Below are 16,770 nucleotides of genomic sequence, written 5' to 3' on the forward strand. Positions count from 1 at the left end.
TTTACTAAATAGTAACAGAAGATTAAACAAAAGGCGAATGAAAATTTAGCGTTTGCTCTTTGAGGATTTGTTGTTGCTCTGCGTGAATCACTGGGCAGAATAAACGAAAAAACCGTAAATCCTCCTATTGATTTACGGCTCGATTTTTTCATTACTTGAAAAAAGAGTATCCCCTTTTGGATGTAACAACATCCTTAATTTTCAAATGCAGTTTTTGCTTCTTCAATCTGTTGGATACCTGATTCTAATATTTTCATCTGTATCAACGTTTCTTCATCTTTTACGATTTTTTCTGCACCATTGATCAACGTTTCGTAGATTCCTTCGTACACTCGGCGATAATCTCCGACTTCAGAAACAACTTTCTCTTCATGATAAGTTCCTTCTTCATCAAGGTAGGTCAATCCACCATAGTGTTCCGGTTGATCAATCCCGAAGTCCGCATTTTCAGGCATATAGAACATTTTTAAGTGTTCTTCTTGTCGGTCTTTTGTTTGTTTGACAAACATCCCTTTTTTGCCATAGACGACAAAACTAGGACGTTCTTTGATACGGAAATAACTTGATTTGATCGAAACTTTCATTCGACCGTAGTAAAAGTCTAAATCAAAGTAATCATTCATTCGACCGGCGCCTAGTAATTGACGGACATCGTAATGAATATCATCTGGTTCACCAAAATAAGAAATGACCTGATCTACTGTATGACAGGCATGACCATATAAGTAGCTGTTGGCAACTGAAAATTCCTTAGTACCCTCTGGGATTTCTGGGCGGAAGTAGTCATAGTGCATTTCCACTTCTAAAAGATCACCAAGCTTCCCACTTTCGATCACTTTTTGGACAGTCAAAAAGTCCGAATCAAAGCGGCGATTTTGATAACATTGGATAAATAGTCCTTTTTCCGCTGCTAAGTCAAATAATTCTTTTGCTTCTTTTGAAGTTTCTGCAAAAGGTTTTTCGACTAACACGTTCTTGCCATTTTCCAAAGCAAGTTTGGCGTATTCTGCATGAAATTGGCTTGGTGTCGTAATGACTACTAATTGGATCTCAGGATCATCCCACAGATCAGACAACTGATCGGTATATTCGATCTCATCAAAAGTTTCCCACACTGGTGCTGATGGAGAGTAGATTTTTTTGACGTTGATTTTATCAGGTAGCCTTCTTGAGAAGGGTAAATGATAGCGATTGGTACTTTTGCCATTGCCTAAATATGCGATTGTTAACATGTCGTTTCCTCCTACTTTCGAATGATTTCTTTTCTTGAGTATAGCGCACAAGAGATAAAAGAAAGTCGATTCTAGATTTTTTGGTAAAAATGTTCAAAGAAATTGAAAGAATGACGATATTTTTGAAAAAGATGTTCAATCTTAGACTACTATAAAAAGAAGTGGTTATTTTTCTAGTTATTCAGTAAGATAGAGTTGGAGGTGTGTGATGGATGCTTATCGAAGAAAAATTAACCCAACAAGAAACATTTACTACAAATGAAAAACGGATCGCCGATTATCTGCGGATGAATTTGGAAGCAGCAGTTTATATGACGATTGAAGAGCTGGCAAAGGAGACCTATACCTCCCATTCCGCCATTAGCCGATTCTGTAAAAAAATCGGCTATAGCGGATTTAAAGAATTTCGCTTTGAATTAGGACGAGAAGTCCACCAACTGGTTGCTCAGTTTAATCAAGTCATCGATCCTAATTTTCCTTTTACCATTGATGATGATGCAAAGATGATTGCCAAAAAAATGGCAGATCTATCCATTCAAGCTATCAAAAAAGCGCAATTTCAAATGGAAAATCAATCGTTAGAAACCATCGCGAATGTTTTAAACAAAGCAGAGCGCATTTTCTTATTTGCAAAAGGTGATTCGCAAACAACCGCTCGGAAATTCCAAAACAAATTAGTCAAACTAAATAAGTTCTTGATCTTAGCCGAAGAATATAGCGATTCGTCCTGGAATGCGGCTAATTTGACGGAAAATGACTGCGGGATTTTTATTAGCTATAGTGGACGCATCCATCATTACGAACGTATTCTTACTTACCTGGCACATATTGGCGCACCTAGTTTATTGATCACAGGAAATGAACAATCTGAAATGGCAAAGAAAGCAGCCATGCGGTTGGTCGTGTCTCAAGAAGAGTATGATTTTGCGAAAGTTGCTACATTCTCTTCTCAAATTGCCTTCGACTATGTCTTGAATACCTTGTACTCCTTGATGTATACGCAAAATTACCAAGAAAATTTATTGAATTTGAAAGAAAAACAAGAGCTGATCCAAAAAGGGGTGTTAAAGGAATACAAGAAGTAAGCGTGATAGTAACAAAGAAATAGCCCAAAGACTGAATCCTTCGTTTAGTCTTTGGGCTATTAGTGTGGGCGTATAATGCTTCATTTATCAAAAAAACTTAAAATTGATGATTGATCGCCTGGATAAATGAAAACTGACGATCACTATACTCGAATTCTAAAATACAACAATTTGAAAATTTTATCTTGGCTACTTGCTCATAAGGCAACCATTTTTGAATGAATAAATACATGGCACCACCATGGCTAACTGCTAACACGTTTTGGTGCTCTTTTTCCATGATATCGATCAAGGTGGTGTTCATTCTTTGTTGGAGTTCTTTTGCCGACTCCCCACCATAAGGAACAAATGAATCACCATAGGAAGTTTCGCCAACTGGTCGTTTAGGATTCAATGCTTCACTTTCTCCCTCAAATCGGCCAAAGTTCCATTCTTTTAACCCTTTGCATCGCTGATATTCTTTTTCCCCGATAATGATTTCTAGCGTATCAGAAGCTCGTTCTTGTGTGGATGAATAATACGCCTCAAAGGTGATGTGATTGGTGTCAAAATAGTCTCTTGCCACCTCTGCTTGTCTGATCCCAGCTTCTGTCAAGGGAGAGTCGCAAGCCCCTTGGATTTTCCCTAATTGATTGAACAAGGTTTGACCATGACGCATGAGATAAAGTTTTTTCATTTAAAGACCTCCTGTCGATTTGGGGATGTATCTTCATTATTTAGTATAGTCTCTGGAGTAAACTCCAAGTCAATAGAAAACCTATTTTTTCGATGAGGTTGGGATAAAAGTTGTCTTGACTTGAAATAATCAATGCTCCAGATGTTTACCATCAAGCTTTAATAATGGTTATACAGCGGCTGTACAAAAAAGAAGCGCCTACTCCCAATTACAAAAAATGATGCGGAATAGATGCTTCTTTTAATTTATAGATTTGTCTAACTATTAGTCTTACTCTTTATTCCTATCTCTAGCCATTTGACTTTATAGCGGAAATCCTCTACTAGTTCTTCAGCTGTCCATTGGTTGATCATATAATCTGTCAAAGAATTCATGACAAGAGCCATCACGAAATATAAAAAACTGATAGCTTCTTCTGTCGTAGCCATGACGATCTGATTGATTTTCAATAAATCAATCCATTGTTCAACCATCGATGTGTCACCTTGATTCTTTAAACGCTTTGCTAAACCTAGATCATTTGCACGTGTGAGTAACTTGATGGATCGCCAATAAGAACTATCTTTACTTAGCTGTCCACACCAGGCGAGATATTCTTCGATTCCTAAGAAAAAATGATCTCGATTTCGATTGATCGAAGCAATGATATCTCCATGGACTTGATTGGAATAGTTTCGGACAGTAAAAGTATACGCATCTTCTAAATCCCGAAAATATTTGTAAAATGCACCACGAGACATCCCCATTGCTTCAACGATTTCTGAAACTTTGATCTGGCTGATGTGCTGATCATAAAATTTATCTAATAAAATGTCTAAGATCCATTGCTGTTTTTCTTTGGAAATATTGAAAAATGTTTCTTTTGGCATAAACACTCTCCTTACTGCTTAAGCTTTAGCTTGTTCTTTTAAATAGCCGTCTTCCATGCGATAGATGCGGTCGCTCCACTGGATCATCCGAGAATCATGCGTGACCATGACAGTCGCTTTTTGCTTCTCATGGGCTTCCTTGACTAACAATTTGACAACTTCATAGGCATGATCGGTATCTAAGCTTGCTGTGGGTTCATCCGCTAAAATCAAGCTTGGGTCATTGAATAAAGCCCTTGCGATCGCTACTCGTTGTCTTTCTCCGCCAGATAAATCTTTTGGATAACTTTCTTTTAACTCATAGATGTCCAATGATTTTAGCAATTCGTCGATTCGCTCATCCCCTGCTTTTTTCTTAGCGACACGGTCGACTAAGTAAAACTGTTCTTTGACTTTTAGGAATGGGATCAAATTTGAACTTTGTAAAATGAAGCCAATTTCTTTAAAACGTAAGTCTGCTCGTTTTTTTTCATTTAATTCGGAAAACGAATGACCGTTAATGTGGATTTCACCTGAACTAGGTGTTTGGAGTCCACCTGAGATGGTTAAAAATGTACTTTTCCCTGAACCAGAAGGGCCGATGATGCTGACAAATTCTCCTTGTTTCACTGAAAAATTGATTTCTTTTAGTGCAGTCACTTCTGTTCGGCCGTTGCCGAATTTTTTGACGATATTTTTCATTGTCAATATTTCTTTCATTTTTCTATTACCCTCCTATCGCAATAACTGGATCAACTTTAGCGACTGTTCGAATGGAGAATAGCCCACCGATCATTGCTACGAGTATCAATATTCCACTATATAAAAGCCACTGAGGCCACATGATCGCGAAAGGCATGGCAGCCGGTAAGATCAAACTAGTCAAGAAAGCAAGCCCTACTGCGAATGCTACACCAACCACTCCTACGATGAATGCTTGTGCTAGCAAGGAACGGGCGATAAATGAATTTCTGATCCCTTGCGCTTTCATCACACCGAAAATCGCTGTTTTTTGTAAGGTGATCACATACATAAAGATGCCTACAACTGCTGCAACAACGACAAACAAGAAATAAATCATCGCATTCAATGTCATGTTTTGTGCAGAATAACCTGGTAGACTTTGAATAAAGTCTTCAATCGATAATTTTTGTAATGTTTTTGAAGCCCCATCCGATTGAATAGTGGCAGCCTGTTTCGTGACAATGGCATTGATCGGCTTCTTCTCATCAGAAGCAAAAGGCTGGTCGCCAAATTTCAACTGTGTCCATGTATCAAGATCTGTATAAGCGACCGGACTAACCGTGTAATACGTTTCAGGGAAGATACCAACGATTGTTAGCTCTTCATCATAGCTACCGATTTTGATTTTTTCGCCAATCGAAAAACCTAGATCTGCCATATTTTTGGAAATAATGATTTCATTTTTTTGTTTGAACATCTCGCCTTCTAATAAATCAGGCAATAAGAACGCATCGCTTGTCGTCCCGAATACAGAGATATTCTCCTTTTCTTCTGCTTTGACTGCTCCACTGAATAAGCCAATAGGCGCTTTGTCTTTTGCGTCTACTTGATCCAGATCTTCTCTCGTCAATTGAGAGGCAGCAAAGACTTTATTGGCATCTTCTGATAACACGATTTCTTGTGCTTTCCAGTCAACAATTGCTTTTTTGAACTCTTCGGAGAGTCCACTTGCTAAACCAGTTAACATAAACACAACATAAGCGATCAGGAACATGATCCCAATAATCAGCCCATAACGTAGTTTGGCATAGCGCATTTCTTTTATCGCTAAAAACATTTTTTTGTTTCCTCCGTTTCGATTTCTCTCTAAGTGACAAATTGTCACTGGGTAAAAGTATAGCGCTTATGCATCCAATAAGTCAATTGCTTCGTCTGATACATTCGTTCATAATATTAGTATTTTTAAGAAAAAAACAAACTAGATAGCCATATTCTAAGTAACACTGGCGTTTGCGATCTTTTACGGAAGTAGTGACGAACAAAAAAATGATCCCCAAAATGGCGTTTGTTCGCACGCTATTCTTGGGATCGCTATCCTTCGTTCTCTTCGATGATGGAACTAAAAATCTTCTGGTCCCGTTTGACCAAAGGAAACTTCTTCCCCAGATTGAGAAATTGTCATTGACGTATCTGTGAAGCTGAACGTGCCTAAATCTTCTGCATCACTGATTGATAGGTGTTCACTAAAGCCATTAGTAAGTTCAGCTTGAGTCGTGCCACCGGTAGCAATCGTATACGTTTCTCCAACTGCAAGCTGTGGTGACGAGACTACGATTGTTTGATAATTTTTAGCAGGTTGATACGCAATTACTGCTTCCCCTGCGGTTGTTTGCAAACTCATGAGTGTATCTGCTTGCTGAACAGTGTCATAGCTGATCGCTACTGTTGCTTGAGTAGAACTATCACTGACTGTTTGCGCCATTCCACTTGAGCCAGCCGCGGCAAATGTTCCACCTGTTAGAGTAAATGTCCCACCATAGTCCAATGCACCATTACCACCATTTACGGGGCCGTTGATCAGCATTGTACCACCGGACATTTGAATGTTCCCGTTGCTATCTAACCCGTCGCCTTCTGAATCAACATAGATCGTCCCACCATTGATCGTGACTTCTTTGCTCTCATCCGCCTCATCCGGTGGACCACCAAAGCTGTCAGCGCCAAACTGTCCAGTCGTCGTTTCTGTGTCACTGCCACCGCCAGCATTGATTCCGTCATCACTAGCAGTGACATGTATCTCTCCGTCATTGAAGAGGATGACTGCTGATTCAATTCCTTCATAGGATTGCTGGATGTCAATTGTGCCGCCATTGAAGGTCAACTCATTGTCTGTATGAATCCCATCATCTCCAGAGTTTAATGTGAGTGTCCCGCCTGTTATTTCCGCACTGTTATTGGTATGGATACTATCATCGGCACTATTGATGGTATGGTTTCCGCTACTGATCAACACATTATTCCCGGCTTTTATGCCTTTGTAACTTTCATTTGTATCTAAGTTCGTGCTATCAGCTCCGTCTGCCGTCTGGATCGTGATTTCTGCTCCTTGGCTACGGATGGATGTTTCTGCTTGGATACCGTCTCTTCCACTGTTTATATTGATAGTCCCGCCGTCGATTGCCACCGCACCTTTTGTTTCATCCTCTGTCCCATTTGCTTGGATGCCATCTCCTTCTTCGGTAGTGATCTGATAGCTCCCGCCCATGATCGATACCGCATCTTTTCCTTTCAATCCGTTATTTTTTGCATGGATCGTATAGGTTCCAGAGATCAAGACTAAGTCATCTTTGCTACGAATCCCGTTGTTATAATTACCATCGACAGTCAATACGCCAGTGCCATTGATCGTCAAATCTTCTTTGCTGTACAATGTGGCATCTGGCTCAGTTTCGTTTTCAGCTAGTGGATATGTCTCACTATCAGATAAGTGATTTTCAGTATTGTCTGCTAAAGTCACTATCGCTTTTTCTGTTTGTTGGATATCAACAGCCGGCCCGTTAGAGTTGGTGATCGTTACACCGTTGAAAATCAGGTGGACTTTTTCTTCTTTCGGCAAGTTCACGATCAATTGCCCATCAGTCAATGTTCCGCTGAGAACATAAGTCCCTCCTTGCGTGATCGTTACTTGTTTATCAGAAACTTCGGCACCTTCTCCTGTCACTTCTGACTCCTCCCCTAATTGGATGTCGACAACGGAACTTTCCTCATAGCTAGTTGTTAGATCTTCTGTCTCATAATTACCGAACGTCGTTTCTGATTCCGTGGATGTCTTATCTGTCGAGAGATCTGTCACTGTACTTGTATCTGTTTCCTCTGTGCTAGTTTTACCCGAAGAAGCTGAGTTTGCTGAGGAACAGGCTGTTAATAAGAGGCTGGTAGCGATTAATGAATAGAATTTTTTCATGCGAGTTCCTCCTTTATAATTCATCACGATTCGTGGCTACTTTACCGAGTACGACTGGTAAATTACCATTGCGAACACGTATTTGATCAATGATTTCTTTTTCCTGCTGTTGATTTTGCAAGAGAAGAATATAGCGTAACTCGTACAAGCTCCCCATTGTCGTTGTTCGCACAGAACTGAGATGATGCGTATACGTATACTTCTCAAAAATATCGGTAAACAGTTCAGGGTAGTCTAAATCTTCTGGAATCGTTACCTTCAATTCTCGCTCAGCTACATTATTCTGATTGCCAAAAGATGAAAGATAAAGCAGTAGTAAAAAGAGCGCGACGATAACTGAGAATATCACCACGTATGCAACGTAGCCCATCCCTGTAGCAATCCCGATGCCCATCGACCAAAAAATACTAGTGATTTCTCTTGAACCACCGGCAACCGAACGAAAGCGAATCAGACTGAAGGCACCGACGACCGCCAAGCCTGTTCCAAGATTGCCATTGACCAACATGATGACTGATTGAACCAGTATCGGCAAAACAGCGACGGTAACAACAAAACTTTTCGTATAGACGTTACGTTGCATATGGATAATTGCAACTAATAACCCTAAAACTAATGAAGTGGCGATACAAATCAATAATTCTTTAGGTTGAATGGTTGTCCCTGATTCGATTAAACTAGATAGCATGATTCTTTCTCTCCTTTGTCTGAATGAATAAATGTCGCTGATACGTTTCTGCGTATTTTGAAAAGCTCCCTTTTCTTAGCTGATAATCGTTCAACAGCTCCACAAACCACAAGGGATACGCCCCTAGCGCTTTCACTTCCATCAATATGCCAATCTCAGGAGCAACCAAAGTCTCTTTCCCTGTGATTGATAGATCCAAATTGGTACTGCGAAAACGGATGTTCTGATCAAACGTCACACGAAAATCTGTATCTGATGTGCCAAATAGCGACATTCGTTCATAAATAATCATTGTTTTAGGCGACAAATCTGGATTTCTTTTGAACAACCAATTCACTTCCTGTGGGATTTGTTCGTCTTCATTCTTGAGAAAATATTTTTGATCAAGCCATTGCAGATACTCAGCATAAGTGAGTGGCATTCTTCTTTTATAGACGATTCCGTTGACCTTCTTTTTGATTTCTAGAAAGACCATCGATGTCTTCTGCGGTATGTCATAGCTTCTTACTCTGAATTTTTCTTTGTATTTTGGTTTCGTCATAGAATTGGTAATGAAGCGATCGTCAGGTGTATCAAAATACAAGGATAAAATAGTATGCAGCCCGTATTCGTCGATCTGCATCTGTTTTTTCAGGTCTTTAAAAAAAATGGAACTGTGCCGTTGGGATCAGATATTTTGTTTCTTTGCGTTGGAATACATTTTTTAATTTCATTTTCTTCCTCCTGTCGTATCAAGTGATGTCACCTAGCATACAAAGGTTAACTTAAATGGAACTTAATCCGAAATTTAAGTTTTGTTTATGCTTATCATGGTAAAATCAACTTATATGGTGAAAACAATAGAGGTGGAATGTATGATTAAATTATTAGTGGTCGAAGATGATCATGTATTGTCAGATAATATCAAAGAGATCATTTCTGAGATCGGTGAAGTGAGCCAAGTCTATGACGGCAGCGAAGGCTTATATGAATTGGAATCTGGTGTTTATGATCTAGCAGTTCTTGATTTGATGATCCCTGAAATTAATGGATATGAAATATTAGCGCATCTTCGGAAAAAGAACATCTTGACCCCTGTGCTGATCTTGACAGCTAAAGATGGCTTAGAAGACAAAATTGAAGGTTTTGAACGTGGTGCCGATGACTATTTGACCAAACCATTTTATCGTGAAGAATTACTGATGCGGATCAAAGCATTATTGAAACGTTCACTCGGACTCTTCAGTGAACATATATTGGAGTATCAGGGAATCATCTGTGACTTACAACAAAATACCGTCGAATACAAGAAACAACTACTTCCGATCCAAGGGAAAGAATTTGAGTTGCTTGTTTATTTCTTGCAAAATAAAGGGATCATCTTGACGAAAGAGCAGATTTTCGACCGTATCTGGGGCTTTGATTCTGACACGACGATCACTGTCGTAGAAGTCTATATGAGCAATCTTAGAAAACATCTTCGAGTGAACGGCTTGGATAAAGAAATCAAAACATTGCGTAATGTCGGCTATATCTTACAGGGAGAGTGAGGCGATGACAGACAGTATTTTCAATCAACAACGTACAAAACTTTTTGCAGCCAATGTGACCGCCTTTGCCTTGATTTTTCTTTTGCTTGGAGGAATCATTCTACAATTATTGAATCAGTCAGCCTATCGTGAGACCGACCTGATGTTGAAGAATGTCTCAATGAACTCCCATATGGTGCAACTAGAAATCGAACGTTATCAAAAGGGAGACCCTTTTTTCAACGCCCAGATCCCCCCCGTCAAACAGAGTCACTACTTGAAGGAGATCGTTTCAATACTCAAGTGATCTTGTGGTCGGCATCAGGTGAAGTATTGAATAAAGAAACCATTGGTGGTCGTTTTAATCAAATCGAAGGGATCAAGTTGGATACGAGTCAGTTAGATACGATCCAAAATATTGAACTGGTGCAAGCTGACCAAGGAACGCCCCTTTATTTTCGATCGATTACTAAAAAAGCAACAAACCAAGGAGCAGTTGCCTACGTCCAAGTGTTAGAAAATACCAATCAAATCAACTCCTCTCTTCGAACATTCCAAACGATTTTGATTCTTTGTATGATCGTCTTTTGGTTAGGTTCCATTGGTGTCAGCTATTATTTGTCTAAGCTCAACATGCGTCCGATCTTAGCATCATGGCGCCGACAAAGAGAATTTGTGGAAAATGCTTCCCATGAATTGCGAACACCTCTAACAATTATCCAAAACAGTTTGGAACATCTATTCACTAAACCAAACCATACGATCATCGAAGAATCTGAAAGTATTGCGCAAGCATTGTCTGAAACAAGACGTCTGACTGGCTTGACTTCTGATTTATTGACCTTAGCACGAAGCGATTCGAGTCAAGATACGCTCGCAAAGCAAGAACTACAAACAAAGGGATTTATCACTGAATTGATTAAACCTTTCCAAGAGATGGCAACGATTGATCAAAAAGGATTTTTAGTCGATAACCAAGCAGACATGAGCGTTTTAGCTGATCCGAAAAAAATCCATCAAGTATTAGTCATTTTGCTAGATAACGCACTCAAATACACGAGTGAACACGACGAGATCATTGTCACATCAGCTAGCACCAATAAAGATTGGGTGATCCATGTCAAAAATACAGGTCCTGCAATCAGTGACGAAGATAAAAACCGGATTTTTGATCGCTTTTACCGTGAAGACCAAGCTCGTTCAAAGGAAACGGGTGGCTATGGACTCGGCTTAGCAATCGCAAAACAATTGATCGAGCAACACAAGGGACAATTGACTGTGTCAGATCACCTGCCAGTGGGTGTGGATTTCAAGATCCAGTTACCCATCAAATCATCATTTAGTGACACGCGAAAAGACACTTTGAACCATAGCTGATGCTACGTCAGAGTGTCTTTTTTATTGATTTAGTTTTTAGTATTCAGTGAATGATTGTAGTAAAATAAGACGAGGATCACAAGTAACAGTTGCCCTTCATCGCTCCCCTATCAGACTAATACATTTGGGTAGGCAGAAGCAATCTTTCCAGAAATACACTAGTTCCTGTTCCCATGATTTTAGATACGAAATGGAGGTTTTTTGCATGGATGTCAAAACAAGAAAACAGATACAAGAAAAGTTGAAACAACGAATGCTCCAGTTACCACCGATCTTCAATGAATTTTTGCAGGCGAACTCAAAAAAATTATCATTAGCCAGTCGCTATGAATATGCAAAAGATTTCCATTTATTTACAGATTACTTACGAAAAACGCATAAACAAGAAATAAATGATCAGTTGATCATCCAATTGGAAAAACAAGTCTATCTTAATTTTTTAAGTGAAGTTTACCTTCACACGCGAGCTTTTCATACAGCTGCTGCACAAGAAACACAACAGCAATTCAAAAATGGTTACTACGGGATCTCTCGTAAGCAATATGCTTTGAATCATTTTCTACGCTTTTTGTATGAAAAAGGCCTTGTTGAAAAAGAGATTTCCTTATTAGGGGATAGTTTACCAGAAACTACCTCTGCCGCTCCCCGTTACATCGACGCTTCTTTATTAAGTAATTTTGACTCGCTTTTCGTTCCTGAAAAAGGTTTTAATTCTCCACGGGAAGCACTTTTTGAACAAAAAAATCGTGCAAGAAATCTGGCAATCGTGGCTGTTCTCCTCTATTGTGGCTTGAAAATCCATGAAGTCGTTGAATTAAAATGGAAAAATATTGATATGAAGAAACAGATTCTAGTTGTAGATCGGAAAGCGAATCGTTTGGAGCGAGTACCTATTCCAAATGAAGCCCTTCCGATACTTGCGAATTATGCCAACCAACATAAAAATGGTGCATCTGGAGAATCCTATGTTTTCCGCTCTTCACACGATGAACAAATCTCGCCTCGCACGATTCGCCAAATCCTTGATCGGATCACGGTGTACAAAAACGTTTCACCGGAATTGTGTCGGAAAACTTTCCGTTACTATACTGAATTATACTTAGGCGACAAAGATGCAGTGAATTATCTCTGTGGCAATCGCTATGTACGTCCACACTCATTTGAAGAAATCTACGAGAAAATGCGTGACTTCTCCTATCGTTGAATCGTTCAATGATCTATGAAATCATCGCATAGAAAGTTCGCTACATCGCTTTGTTTCTTCACTTTCTATGCGATCTATTTCTTGTTAAAGAATTTATTAACTGACAAGTATCCTCACTTAAATTTTTTAAAAACGATCAAGTTGCTTTTGTCTTCTTTCTTGAAATAAGGTTATCGTAACTGTTCATTTTACATTGACTGATTCTTGCTTAGCATTTTGATCAGAATTTTTATTGCGCTTATTCTCAAATGTACCGACTGCTTTACGATGCTCTTCGATTTACATTTTTTCATTCCTTTTCAATACAGCTGATTAATTCAAATAGTATATCTATTATTTTCGTTTATCTTATTAAAAAAGTAACTGATTATAAGTACAGTTTTTTGAAAAAAAATGATTGATAAATCCTTTATAAAAAGCGAGTGGTCAAGCATTTTCTCAAAAAAAAAACCTTACGTCACCTCATGTGGATATTGCACATTTTTCATCCAATGTGCCCTCTCAATCCAAAAGATAACTTTACATTTAGGTTTTTCTGTTATTTAGATTGTGGATATGCTATCATATTTTAAGACTTTGTACATTTATTAACAAATTTATTTATGGAGCGTGAAAGATGGAAACAATCGACTATACCCCACTTAATCTTTATACGAATTTTCAAGAAGCTGCTGAACGCACACCTGATGTCCCAATGATTTTTGATCAGACATTAGTGGCTTTTCCGGAGCTTGGTTTTAAAAGCACTTACAGCGAATGTCATGAATTAGTAGTAACACGTGCCTATCAACTGGCTAGTTTAGGTGTGACACTTGGTGACAAGATCATGATCTACAAAAGCTCTGCTTTTGATACCTACTTGATGGCCGTTGCTGCCTCTTATCTAGGTGCAATTCCTGTCATGCCTTCCTACCATTTACCAACAAGTACTTTAGAAGTATTTGTTGATCGTTTGGAAGATCCTTTTATCTTATTTGACGAAGTTACAAGTGAACGCGTTACAGGCATCACTAACGGCACGAAGAGCAAACAATTGGCTGTCGCTGATTTGCTCAAACAACCCGCAACTCCTGTGGCACAAAAGAAATTAGATAATGATGAAATCTCTTATATGACTCACACTTCAGGCACGACCGGCATTCCTAAATTGATTTGCCACTCTGCACATTCAATGGGCTGGCGGACAAAGTGGCAAAAAACGGTATTTACTAAGATCACCGAGAAGAAATTAGTCGCTTTTCATATTTCGCCGGTTCATTCACGATTCAACATCGGCATCTCTTCTCTTATGGCAATGGGCTTTCCGATGATGCCAATCGCAGATCCTCAAGGTGAACATGTGGTAAAACTGTTATTAGAGAATCCGCCAATTGCTTTAGAGACACATCCAAATAACTTTGTTCAGTGGAGTTTCACTGCTAGAGAGCATCCAGAAGCTTTTTCAGGTATTCGCTACTACCACTCTACATTTGATGCCATCAACAATCAGACAATGGAAGTATTCCTTCAAACGTCAGCAACAAAAGAAGCAATCTTTTTGCAAGTCTACGGACAAAGTGAATGTGGACCAATGATTTTGAAAGCTCATACGTTGGAGAGCTTAAAAACAAGTGACGCACGTGATATGGGTGTCGGGTTAGGTGACTTGACCAAAGCAAGGATCACTGATGAAGAAGGCAATGAACTACCGGCGAACACAGATGGTCACATCCACTTGTTATCAAAAGGCCGTGCATTGACTTATTATAAAGAAGATGCTCGATTTCAAGAAAATGTGTATGGTGTTTGGTGGGATAGCGGCGATTATGGTTGTATCGATGAAAATGGCCATCTACATCTGAAAGATCGTCAAGTTGACTTGATCGATACGATCAATAGTACATTAGCGATCGAAGATTATTTGTTGGATTCATTGGAATTTTTAGCTGAAGTCGTCATCGTTCGTGATAAAGATAATTCACCACAACCAATCATTGCTTTAGCGCCGAATCAAGAGATGGATTGGGATCGTTGGTGGAACCAAGTCCATGAATTGCCACGTTTGAACACACCGATCATTCGTGCTTACGAAGATATTCCAAGAACAGCAACCATGAAAGTCCAACGGTTACAAATTGAAAAGGAATTTAAAGAAGCAAATCAATAATTATCTCCTCCAATAGTCCAGACAAGTACTTTTCCTGTAGTTAGGAAAGTGCTTGTTTTTTTGTATATAGATTTCTTTTCTTTTTTCTATATAAAGTGGCTGACTTGATAATCTGCCAATTGGCTGTTTTTCTTTTTATTCGAACAAGGTATACTCTTTTTGTGGAGGGATAAAAGTGAAAAAAATAGTAACGATTGGAGGATCTGATCCGTTTGCTGGTGGCGGCATACAGTCCGATTTAAAGACATTTGAAAACCATCATATTTTTGGGATGAGTGCATTGACCTGTATCGGAATGCTTGACTCAGATGGTTCGTTTATATTAGAGACGATCCCGCCTGAATGGTTAGCCAAGCAGCTAGATTCGATTCGATGTATGACAGATTTAGATGGCATAAAAATTGGCTTATTACATTCATTGGAAGCCATTGACGTTGTGAAGGATTTCCTTACATATTTTGAGGATGTTCCCATTGTGATCGATCCTGTGTTTGCCTTTAAGGAAACAGCAAATACCTTGAATCAAGCTTATATGCAAAAAATGATACAGGAGTTATTTCCTTTTGCGGATGTATTGACCCCGAATTTGAAAGAAGCTTCCCTGCTTTATGGCCAACCCGTTCAAACTTTTCTCCAAATGACCGATTGTGCAAAATATATCCATTCACTAGGTGCTAGGAACGTAGTGATCAAAGGTGGTACTGGGATTATCGGTAACAAAGCATTGGATGTTTTATTCAACGGAAATGAAACAATCTCATTTAGACGGGAAAAGTTAGACGAACAGACTGTCAACGGTGCAGGATGTACATTTGCTTCCGCGATTGCCGCAAATCTGGTCTTAGATTATCCTTTGGCGGATGCTGTTGCCCGGAGTAAGGCTTTTGTTTATGACTGTATCTTGAACGGTGTCATGATGAATGATCAAACAGGAAGTGTTTGGTCAAAAGGAAAAGGAGTGGAAATAACGAATGAATACTAAAAAAATTGCGATTTATGCCATGTTGACGGCTTTAACTGTGGGGGTTTCTTTGGTCATCTTGATTCCAATACCTGGAACCAACGGATTTGTCACCTTATGTGAAGTTGGCATTTATACGGCAGCTGCTCTGTTTGGGCCGATGGGTGGATTGATTGTTGGTGCAGGAAGTGGTTTGTTTATTGATTTATTATCCGGCTATCCCCAATGGGCGATTTTCTCTTTATTGATCCATGGCTTACAAGGACTGGTTGCTGGCTATTTTGCGGGTAAAGGTTCTGTGCGTTGGGGCTTTGGTTTATCACTTGGAACGATCATCATGGTTGCTGGCTACTTCTTTGCCAGTTGGCTGCTTTATGACTGGCCAGTCGGTATCGCATCGCTACCAAGTAATTTGCTCCAAAACATTGTCGGTATCGTGGTGGCAATCCCACTTACAAAGGCATTGATGCGTTTACCTCTGCAACAATCAACGGTAAAAAAATAAGTAAAAAGGATGAATTGAAAATGGAAGTATCAAAAGACAGTTTCAAACAGCAATTATCTGAAATGGTTTCGGACGTTCTCAATGAAGCCAATCTTAAAGCGGGCGATCTATTCGTTGTAGGATGCAGTACCAGTGAAATTGTTGGTGGACATATTGGTAAAAACTCAAATGCAGAAATCGGGCAATGGGTCATCGAAACATTGAAAGAACGATTAGATCCTCTTGACATTTCGTTAGCAGTCCAAGGTTGTGAACACCTTAATCGAGCATTAGTCGTCGAACGTCCAGTAGCCGAAAAGAAACAATTGGAGATCGTCTCTGTCATTCCGGCACTTCATGCAGGAGGTGCCTGCTCAGTTGCAGCATTTGAACAATTCAGCGATCCTGTCGAAGTGGAACATGTCGTTGCTCAAGCAGGAATCGACATCGGGGATACTGCGATCGGGATGCACATCAAACATGTTCAAGTGCCTGTACGTCCTCGTTCTAACACATTAGGTCATGCGCATGTCACTGCTTTACGGTCTCGTCCTAAATACATTGGGGGACCTCGCGCGCAATACGAATAAGAAAAAACTACGAACGAATAAGAGAGTTGTTCCCTTTCTTATG

Annotated in this window: 14 protein-coding genes and 2 pseudogenes; 8 read left to right on the plus strand and 8 right to left on the minus strand. The window is 39.5% G+C overall.

Going from position 1 to position 16,770, the window contains the following annotated elements; genetic code table 11:
- Positions 1–194 precede the first annotated feature (194 nt).
- Positions 195–1,232 (minus strand): Gfo/Idh/MocA family oxidoreductase, encoded by a 1,038-nt coding sequence (locus CYK55_RS06795; RefSeq protein WP_126134086.1) that lies wholly within the window; start codon positions 1,230–1,232, stop codon positions 195–197.
- A gap of 212 nt (positions 1,233–1,444) precedes the next feature.
- Between CYK55_RS06795 and CYK55_RS06800 the strand changes: the two genes are divergently transcribed.
- Positions 1,445–2,317 (plus strand): MurR/RpiR family transcriptional regulator, encoded by an 873-nt coding sequence (locus tag CYK55_RS06800; protein ID WP_126134087.1) that lies wholly within the window; start codon positions 1,445–1,447, stop codon positions 2,315–2,317.
- Between the two features lie 97 nt (positions 2,318–2,414).
- Here the strand turns inward: CYK55_RS06800 and CYK55_RS06805 are convergent, their stop codons facing one another.
- From CYK55_RS06805 to CYK55_RS06835, 7 genes and pseudogenes are all read right to left on the minus strand, one after another.
- On the minus strand, positions 2,415–2,993 hold the full coding sequence (locus CYK55_RS06805; protein ID WP_034688277.1) for a histidine phosphatase family protein: 579 nt from the start codon (positions 2,991–2,993) through the stop codon (positions 2,415–2,417).
- Between the two features lie 257 nt (positions 2,994–3,250).
- Positions 3,251–3,862: a TetR family transcriptional regulator gene (locus tag CYK55_RS06810; RefSeq protein ID WP_034688280.1), complete on the minus strand. Its 612-nt coding sequence runs from the start codon at positions 3,860–3,862 to the stop codon at positions 3,251–3,253.
- Between the two features lie 18 nt (positions 3,863–3,880).
- On the minus strand, positions 3,881–4,561 hold the full coding sequence (locus CYK55_RS06815) for an ABC transporter ATP-binding protein (RefSeq protein WP_034688283.1): 681 nt from the start codon (positions 4,559–4,561) through the stop codon (positions 3,881–3,883).
- 7 nt (positions 4,562–4,568) lie between these two features.
- On the minus strand, positions 4,569–5,642 hold the full coding sequence (locus CYK55_RS06820) for an ABC transporter permease (protein WP_034688285.1): 1,074 nt from the start codon (positions 5,640–5,642) through the stop codon (positions 4,569–4,571).
- 282 nt (positions 5,643–5,924) lie between these two features.
- The gene (locus CYK55_RS06825; protein ID WP_126134088.1) at positions 5,925–7,769 is read right to left on the minus strand and encodes a carbohydrate-binding domain-containing protein; all 1,845 of its coding nucleotides are present in this window, start codon (positions 7,767–7,769) and stop codon (positions 5,925–5,927) included.
- 13 nt (positions 7,770–7,782) lie between these two features.
- Positions 7,783–8,457, minus strand: a complete 675-nt coding sequence (locus tag CYK55_RS06830) for a DUF4956 domain-containing protein (RefSeq protein ID WP_126134089.1) — start codon at positions 8,455–8,457, stop codon at positions 7,783–7,785.
- Positions 8,447–9,170, minus strand: a pseudogene (locus tag CYK55_RS06835) (polyphosphate polymerase domain-containing protein). Before CYK55_RS06835 ends, CYK55_RS06830 begins: the two are co-directional and overlap by 11 nt.
- A 141-nt stretch (positions 9,171–9,311) precedes the next feature.
- Between CYK55_RS06835 and CYK55_RS06840 the strand changes: the two are divergent.
- The 7 genes and pseudogenes from CYK55_RS06840 to CYK55_RS06870 all read left to right on the plus strand — a co-directional run bounded on the left by CYK55_RS06840 (position 9,312) and on the right by CYK55_RS06870 (position 16,727).
- Entirely contained in the window at positions 9,312–9,986 is a 675-nt protein-coding gene (locus CYK55_RS06840; RefSeq protein ID WP_126134090.1) for a response regulator transcription factor, read from the plus strand.
- 4 nt (positions 9,987–9,990) lie between these two features.
- Positions 9,991–11,342: pseudogene (locus CYK55_RS06845) on the plus strand (sensor histidine kinase).
- A 205-nt stretch (positions 11,343–11,547) separates the two neighbouring features.
- Positions 11,548–12,546, plus strand: coding sequence for a tyrosine-type recombinase/integrase (locus tag CYK55_RS06850; RefSeq protein ID WP_023519670.1), 999 nt, complete (start codon positions 11,548–11,550; stop codon positions 12,544–12,546).
- Positions 12,547–13,162: 616 nt separating this feature from the next.
- Positions 13,163–14,692, plus strand: a complete 1,530-nt coding sequence (locus CYK55_RS06855; protein WP_034688293.1) for an AMP-binding protein — start codon at positions 13,163–13,165, stop codon at positions 14,690–14,692.
- Between the two features lie 175 nt (positions 14,693–14,867).
- A complete protein-coding gene (locus CYK55_RS06860) occupies positions 14,868–15,674 on the plus strand; it encodes a bifunctional hydroxymethylpyrimidine kinase/phosphomethylpyrimidine kinase (RefSeq protein WP_126134091.1) in 807 nt (268 codons plus the stop codon).
- On the plus strand, positions 15,664–16,158 hold the full coding sequence (locus CYK55_RS06865; RefSeq protein ID WP_034688299.1) for an ECF transporter S component: 495 nt from the start codon (positions 15,664–15,666) through the stop codon (positions 16,156–16,158). Before CYK55_RS06860 ends, CYK55_RS06865 begins: the two co-directional genes overlap by 11 nt.
- A 20-nt stretch (positions 16,159–16,178) precedes the next feature.
- Positions 16,179–16,727: a TIGR01440 family protein gene (locus CYK55_RS06870; RefSeq protein WP_034688301.1), complete on the plus strand. Its 549-nt coding sequence runs from the start codon at positions 16,179–16,181 to the stop codon at positions 16,725–16,727.
- The last annotated feature ends 43 nt before the right edge of the window (positions 16,728–16,770 follow it).

The organism is Enterococcus mundtii (assembly GCF_003957375.1).
Lineage (GTDB): Bacteria > Bacillota > Bacilli > Lactobacillales > Enterococcaceae > Enterococcus_B > Enterococcus_B spodopteracolus.

Excerpts from the sequence above, each read along its gene's own strand:
- CYK55_RS06795 (WP_126134086.1), bottom strand. The coding sequence starts at position 1,232 with ATGTTAACAATCGCATATTTAGGCAATGGCAAAAGTACCAATCGCTAT.
- CYK55_RS06800 (WP_126134087.1), top strand. The coding sequence starts at position 1,445 with ATGCTTATCGAAGAAAAATTAACCCAACAAGAAACATTTACTACAAAT.
- CYK55_RS06805 (WP_034688277.1), bottom strand. The coding sequence starts at position 2,993 with ATGAAAAAACTTTATCTCATGCGTCATGGTCAAACCTTGTTCAATCAA.
- CYK55_RS06810 (WP_034688280.1), bottom strand. The coding sequence starts at position 3,862 with ATGCCAAAAGAAACATTTTTCAATATTTCCAAAGAAAAACAGCAATGG.
- CYK55_RS06815 (WP_034688283.1), bottom strand. The coding sequence starts at position 4,561 with ATGAAAGAAATATTGACAATGAAAAATATCGTCAAAAAATTCGGCAAC.
- CYK55_RS06820 (WP_034688285.1), bottom strand. The coding sequence starts at position 5,642 with ATGTTTTTAGCGATAAAAGAAATGCGCTATGCCAAACTACGTTATGGG.
- CYK55_RS06825 (WP_126134088.1), bottom strand. The coding sequence starts at position 7,769 with ATGAAAAAATTCTATTCATTAATCGCTACCAGCCTCTTATTAACAGCC.
- CYK55_RS06830 (WP_126134089.1), bottom strand. The coding sequence starts at position 8,457 with ATGCTATCTAGTTTAATCGAATCAGGGACAACCATTCAACCTAAAGAA.
- CYK55_RS06840 (WP_126134090.1), top strand. The coding sequence starts at position 9,312 with ATGATTAAATTATTAGTGGTCGAAGATGATCATGTATTGTCAGATAAT.
- CYK55_RS06850 (WP_023519670.1), top strand. The coding sequence starts at position 11,548 with ATGGATGTCAAAACAAGAAAACAGATACAAGAAAAGTTGAAACAACGA.
- CYK55_RS06855 (WP_034688293.1), top strand. The coding sequence starts at position 13,163 with ATGGAAACAATCGACTATACCCCACTTAATCTTTATACGAATTTTCAA.
- CYK55_RS06865 (WP_034688299.1), top strand. The coding sequence starts at position 15,664 with ATGAATACTAAAAAAATTGCGATTTATGCCATGTTGACGGCTTTAACT.
- CYK55_RS06870 (WP_034688301.1), top strand. The coding sequence starts at position 16,179 with ATGGAAGTATCAAAAGACAGTTTCAAACAGCAATTATCTGAAATGGTT.